This is a genomic window from Streptomyces sp. 4N124 (assembly GCF_052245395.1).
Lineage (GTDB): Bacteria > Actinomycetota > Actinomycetes > Streptomycetales > Streptomycetaceae > Streptomyces.
In genome coordinates, this window is sequence record NZ_JBQQBS010000124.1 from 1 (window position 1) to 6,002 (window position 6,002).

Consider the following 6,002-nt stretch of genomic DNA (forward strand, 5'->3'; position numbering starts at 1 on the left):
GGGTCGCGCCCGCCGCCACCCACGCGGTGGACGGGGTGACGCCAGTCACCGGGCAGACGGTGGCCGGGGTCGGGTCCACCGCCGGGCACGCGGTCGACGCCGCGAGCGCGCTGGCGTACGGCGTCGTCGCGGATGTCCAGCCCGTCGCGGGCGGTGTCGTGCAGGGTGTCCCGCCGGTCGCCACCGGGGCGGTCGCGGATGTGCAGGGCATCGCGGGCGGCGCCGTAGCCGGTGTGCAGCCGGTGGTCGGTGGGGTCGTCGCGGACGTACCGCCGTATGCCACCGGCCTGGTCGGCCAGGTCGCCCACGACACCACGCACGCCGTCCTGCCGCCCGTCGGCAACACCGCTGTGCACGGCGTGGTCCCGGTCGCGCAGCAGGCCGTCGGGGACGCCGGTGCGCTGGCGTACGGCGTGGTCGGCGACGTCGAACCCTTCGCCGGCGGCGTGGTCGGCCAGGTCGACCCCTTCGTCCACGGTGTCGCCGGGCAGGTGCCGCCGTTCGCGTACGGGGTCGCCGGGGCGGTGCAGCCGGTGGTCGAGACGGTTGTGGAAACGGTTCGCCCGGTCGTGCAGGGCGTCGGCGGGAGCGCCACGGAGTTGGCGTACGGCGTCACCGGTGAGGTGCGGCCCTTCGCCGGCGGCGCCGTCGGCGAGGTCGACCCCTTCGTCCACGGTGTCGCCGGGCAGGCCGCGCCCTTCGCGCAGGACCTGACCGGGACCGTCCAGGCCACCGCCGGCCCGCTCGCCGAGCACGCCGTGACCGGCGTCGAGGGCGTCGCCGAATCGGTCACTCCGGCCTACGCGCAGAACGTCCAGGGCTACGCGCAGGACGTCACCGGCTACGCCTCCGGCGCGCAGTACGGCACCCCGTACAGCGTCTGACCGCAGGCCTGCCACCGACGCCGTACGACGGGCCCCGGCGGAACCGTCAACCGGCGCATCTCACCACCACGGCGCGAGCGCGGTGGTGGACGACCGACTCCGCGGCGGCGATGGACCCGGACGGCCGAAAGCCGTCGGACCGTCCGGCCGGCACCCCGCGGACGGGCGGGTTGATCCCCATTGGGGTGGGGATCAGCCGGCCCAGCACCCCTGAAGAGGCGCTGTCGCGCCCCTGATGGGGCTGTTGAAGAGGCCTCACCGGGTCAACCCCAGCCCGGTGAGGCCTTTCACCTGCGGCACGCCGTGCCAGTGATCGCGGCATCATGTGACAGGTATCACCGCTCAGGTGTGACCCCTGATTTAGAGACCCTTGTCCGGCGGCGATAATCTGCGAGACGGACATGCCGCGCGCTCGGACACCGTGTGCGCCTCCCTTGTGACAGACAGCGGAACGTCACGTTGCCCTCGCGGCACGCCCACGCAGACAACGAACCGCGAGATCACTGATAGGGACGGAAGCGCGTGGACCTGTTCGAGTACCAGGCGAGGGACCTCTTCGCCAAGCACGATGTACCGGTGCTGGCCGGTGAAGTCATCGACACGCCTGAGGCGGCCCGCGCAGCCACCGAGCGCCTCGGTGGCAAGTCTGTCGTCAAGGCCCAGGTGAAGGTCGGTGGCCGTGGCAAGGCCGGCGGCGTGAAGCTCGCCGCGACCCCGGACGAGGCCGTCGCGCGCGCGACGGACATCCTCGGCATGGACATCAAGGGCCACACGGTCCACAAGGTGATGATCGCCGAGACGGCTCCGGAGATCGTGGAGGAGTACTACGTCTCCTTCCTCCTGGACCGTGCCAACCGCACCTTCCTCTCCATCGCCTCCGTCGAGGGCGGCGTGGAGATCGAGGAGGTGGCGGCCAACCGTCCGGAGGCCGTCGCCAAGACACCGATCGACGCCAACGAGGGCGTGACCCCCCAGAAGGCCCGCGAGATCGTCGCGGCCGCGAAGTTCCCGGCCGACGTCGCCGACAAGGTCGCCGACATCCTCGTCACCCTGTGGGACACCTTCATCAAGGAGGACGCCCTCCTGGTCGAGGTCAACCCGCTGGCGAAGGTCGCCTCCGGCGACGTCATCGCCCTGGACGGCAAGGTCTCCCTGGACGAGAACGCCGAGTTCCGTCAGCCGGAGCACGAGTCCCTCCAGGACAAGGACTCCGCGAACCCGCTGGAGGCCGCGGCCAAGGAGAAGAACCTCAACTACGTCAAGCTCGACGGCGAGGTCGGCATCATCGGCAACGGCGCGGGTCTCGTCATGAGCACCCTGGACGTCGTCGCGTACGCCGGTGAGAAGCACGGCGGCGTCAAGCCCGCCAACTTCCTCGACATCGGCGGCGGCGCCTCCGCCCAGGTCATGGCGAACGGCCTGGAGATCATCCTGGGCGACCCGGACGTCAAGTCCGTCTTCGTCAACGTCTTCGGTGGCATCACCGCCTGCGACGAGGTCGCCAACGGCATCGTCCAGGCCCTGGAGCTCCTGAAGTCCAAGGGCGAGGACGTCAGCAAGCCGCTCGTCGTCCGCCTCGACGGCAACAACGCCGAGCTGGGTCGTCAGATCCTGTCGGACGCCAACCACCCGCTGGTCCAGCGCGTGGACACCATGGACGGCGCGGCCGACAAGGCCGCCGAGCTCGCGGCTGCGAAGTAAGGGATCGAGGGACTCAGACCACCATGGCTATCTTCCTCAACAAGGACAGCAAGGTCATCGTCCAGGGCATGACCGGTGCCACGGGCATGAAGCACACCAAGCTCATGCTGGCCGACGGCACGAACATCGTCGGTGGCGTGAACCCGCGCAAGGCGGGCACCAGCGTCGACATCGACGGCAACGAGATCCCGGTCTTCGGGACGGTCGCCGAGGCGATCGAGAAGACGGGCGCGAACGTATCCGTCCTCTTCGTGCCGCCGGCGTTCGCCAAGGCCGCGGTCGTCGAGGCGATCGACGCCGAGATCCCGCTCGCGGTCGTCATCACCGAGGGCATCGCCGTCCACGACTCGGCCGCGTTCTACGCGTACGCCGTGTCGCAGGGCAACAAGACCCGGATCATCGGCCCGAACTGCCCCGGTCTCATCACCCCGGGTCAGTCCAACGCCGGCATCATCCCGGGCGACATCACCAAGCCGGGCCGCATCGGGCTGGTGTCGAAGTCCGGCACGCTGACGTACCAGATGATGTACGAGCTGCGGGACATCGGCTTCTCCTCCGCCGTCGGCATCGGTGGCGACCCGGTCATCGGGACGACCCACATCGACGCGCTCGCCGCGTTCGAGGCCGACCCCGACACCGACCTGATCGTCATGATCGGTGAGATCGGTGGCGACGCCGAGGAGCGGGCCGCGGCCTTCATCAAGGAGAACGTGACCAAGCCGGTCGTCGGCTATGTCGCGGGCTTCACCGCGCCCGAGGGCAAGACCATGGGTCACGCGGGTGCGATCGTGTCCGGTTCGTCCGGTACGGCCGCTGCGAAGAAGGAGGCGCTGGAGGCTGCCGGCGTCAAGGTGGGCAAGACGCCTACCGAGACGGCGAAGCTGGCGCGGGAGATTCTCGCCGGCTGAGCGGCTTCTTGGCTGAGCGTTGGTGGGCCCGTCCCCGGGGTGGGGGCGGGCCCACCGGCGTTTCGCTTGCCCGGCGCTTGCGGGGTGCCGCCTGCGCCCACCCGTGCCGCCCTAGGCGGCACGAATGCCCGCAGCTACGGCAGCTACGGCAGCTACGGCAGCGTCGGTTGCAATCTCTCCGGGCCCTTCGCCGTTTCCTTCCGGAGTTTCTCGCGTAGTTCCCACTCCGCCTCCGACAAGGGGCCCGGGGCCACGCGCTTGGGGACCCCGCGTACGTCGCTGCCGGGTGCCACCGGTGGCTCGTACTGGGTTGGGGCCGAGCGGAGGGTGAGGGCTGTGGTGCCGATCAGGGCGACGGTGAAGGCGATGGCGGCGCGGGTCCAGAAGCGGGCGCGGCGTTCGCTGCCGTGGCGGACCGTGGGGGGTTTGGCCGCGCGGAGGCGTTCGGTGGAGGCGAGGGTGGCGAGCCGGCGGTGGAGTTCGGCCGGGTCGGACAGCTCCGGCAGCCGTTCGGCGATCGCCGCGCGCGCGTGCAGCAGACGGTTCGCCGTCGCCGGAGTGCTCGCCTCCGTCTCCGCCGCCGTCTCCGGCAGATCGAGGCCCACACCGTCGTACAGCAGGAGCGTGCGGCGGTGTGGTGGCGGGAGTTTCAGGAGTACGTCCATCAGTGCGCGGTCCGTGGCGTCGGCGGGGGGCGGTTCCGGGTGCCGGTAGCGCGGGCGGAGGCGGTGCCAGGGGGAGAGGGCGCACTCGTACGCCGTCGCCCGCACCCAGCCCGCCGGGTCACGGTCGAGCGCCACCTCCGGCCAGCTCTGCCAGGCGAGTTGGAAGGCCCGCTCGACCGACTCGCGGGCGAGTTCGCGGCGCCCCGTGAGCAGATACGTCTGCCGTACGAGGGCGGGAGCGCAGAACGCGTACAGCGCGTCGAAGGCCTGAGCGGGCGTCAGGGCGTCGGATCGCAGGTCGGTCATGTCGGCCATGTCGGTGGCCACGGGAGCGGGGTCTTGACCCGCCGTCACCTTCCCCCCGTTCTCCCCGTTCTCCCGGTTCTCCCCGTTCTTCTCGGTCGCGTGTTCGGCCAGCAGCTTCGCGTACGCCTCCCGTTTCCGGCCGCGCGGAGTCGTCCGGCCGGTCTCCCACGAACGGACCGTTTCCCGGGCGACGCCCATCCGCGCCGCGACCTGAGCCTGCGTCAACGACTGGGCCTCGCGCAGGCGTCGGCGTTCGTCGGGCGGGGGGAGCGGGGTCGGAGGGCTCTGCTTCACGGCTCGCCCTTTCGTACGAAAAAGTACATAAACATATATTGAGCGACACATCGGTGGTTTGCCTGTTACGACGGGAAAGCGCGTGTCGTTGGGAGCATGGCGGGCGTGACCCAGATGACCGTTCGCCGCCGTTCGTCGTTGTCGTTGCTGCTCGCCCGGTTGCGCGACCGTTCGCCCGGGCTGACCGCGAGCCTGCTGGCCGGTGCGCTGGCGGCGGCGGTGGGGCTCGGGTCGTTCGCCGTGCTGGTGTTGGTGCTGTGGATCAGCTCGCCCTATCCGGACAGCGGGCCGGGCGGGGCGCTGCATGTCGCCGCCGCGCTGTGGCTGCTGGCGCACGGCGCCGACCTGGTCCGCACCGGCTCGCTCTCCGGCGGCCCCGCGCCGGTCGGCGTCACCCCGCTGCTGCTGCTCGTGCTGCCGGTGCTGTTGCTGCACCGGGCGGCGCGGGACGCCGCGGCGGACGAGCGTGAGGTGGACGGACGCGGCAGCGGTGAGGGGCCGGGTCCCGGGCCGGTGGTGGCGTTGGCGGGCGTGGTCCTCGGCTATCTCGGAGTCGGTGCGGCGGCGGCTCTGTACGCCTCGGGGGGTGCGTTGCGGCCGTCGTGGGTGTGGGTGTGCGTGTGTGTGCCGGTGGTCGCGACGGTGGCGGCGGGGGCGGGGGTCTGGACGGCGTACGGCCGTACGGGCGAGCCGGTCTACAGCGTGCTGAACCATCTGCCGCCGTGGGTACGGCGGCGGGTACGGCGTCTTCTGCTCGTGCCGGATTTCCCGTCCCGTCTCTTCGCCGCCGGGCGCGCCGCGGGTGCTGGGGCGGCCGTGCTGGTCGGAGGTGGGGCGCTGCTGCTGACGGTCTCGCTGGTCTGGCACGGCGAGGCGGCCAGGAGGTCCTTTCTGCAGCTGACGGAAGGGGGATCCGGGCAGTTCGCGGTGCTGTTGCTCTGCATGGCGCTGGTCCCGAACGCGGCCGTGTGGGGAGCGTCGTACGCCCTCGGTCCCGGCTTCACCCTGGGCGTCGGCCACGTCGTGTCCCCCCTGTCCTCGGCCCCCGCCCCGCTCCTGCCGCCGTTCCCGCTGCTGGCGGCGGTACCGGACGCGGGGGCCGGAACGCCGCTGAACTGGGCGGCGGGGGTGGTGCCGTTGGTGGCCGGGGTGACGGTGGGGTGGTTTGTGGGTGGGGCGGCTGCTGGAGGGCGGGGAGGGGTGGCGGGTGAGGGTACGTCGGGGGTGGGTTCGGGGAGGACGGG

Annotated in this window: 5 protein-coding genes; 4 read left to right on the forward strand and 1 reads right to left on the reverse strand. The window is 71.5% G+C overall.

All coding sequences use genetic code 11. The features are described 5' to 3' along the window. The 3 genes from ACTWQO_RS48185 to sucD all read left to right on the forward strand — a co-directional run. Positions 1–884, forward strand: an 884-nt coding sequence (locus ACTWQO_RS48185) for a hypothetical protein (protein WP_443243761.1), incomplete at its 5' end; no start/stop codon positions are given. Between the two features lie 522 nt (positions 885–1,406). Then, positions 1,407–2,585: an ADP-forming succinate--CoA ligase subunit beta gene (sucC, locus tag ACTWQO_RS48190; RefSeq protein ID WP_443243762.1), complete on the forward strand. Its 1,179-nt coding sequence runs from the start codon at positions 1,407–1,409 to the stop codon at positions 2,583–2,585. Between the two features lie 23 nt (positions 2,586–2,608). After that, positions 2,609–3,493 carry a succinate--CoA ligase subunit alpha gene (gene sucD / locus ACTWQO_RS48195; protein ID WP_359422915.1) on the forward strand — a complete coding sequence of 295 codons (885 nt, stop codon included), beginning with the start codon at positions 2,609–2,611 and terminating at the stop codon, positions 3,491–3,493. Positions 3,494–3,645: 152 nt separating this feature from the next. Here sucD and ACTWQO_RS48200 read toward each other — a convergent pair whose 3' ends face one another. Then, positions 3,646–4,758, reverse strand: coding sequence for a helix-turn-helix domain-containing protein (locus ACTWQO_RS48200; RefSeq protein ID WP_443243763.1), 1,113 nt, complete (start codon positions 4,756–4,758; stop codon positions 3,646–3,648). Positions 4,759–4,854: 96 nt separating this feature from the next. Between ACTWQO_RS48200 and ACTWQO_RS48205 the strand changes: the two genes are divergently transcribed. Continuing rightward, positions 4,855–6,002: cell division protein PerM (locus tag ACTWQO_RS48205; protein ID WP_443243764.1), on the forward strand; the 1,148-nt coding region annotated here is incomplete at its 3' end.

Bases quoted from the DNA above. Each gene is read 5' to 3' on its own strand.
- sucD (WP_359422915.1), top strand. From the start codon at position 2,609: ATGGCTATCTTCCTCAACAAGGACAGCAAGGTCATCGTCCAGGGCATG.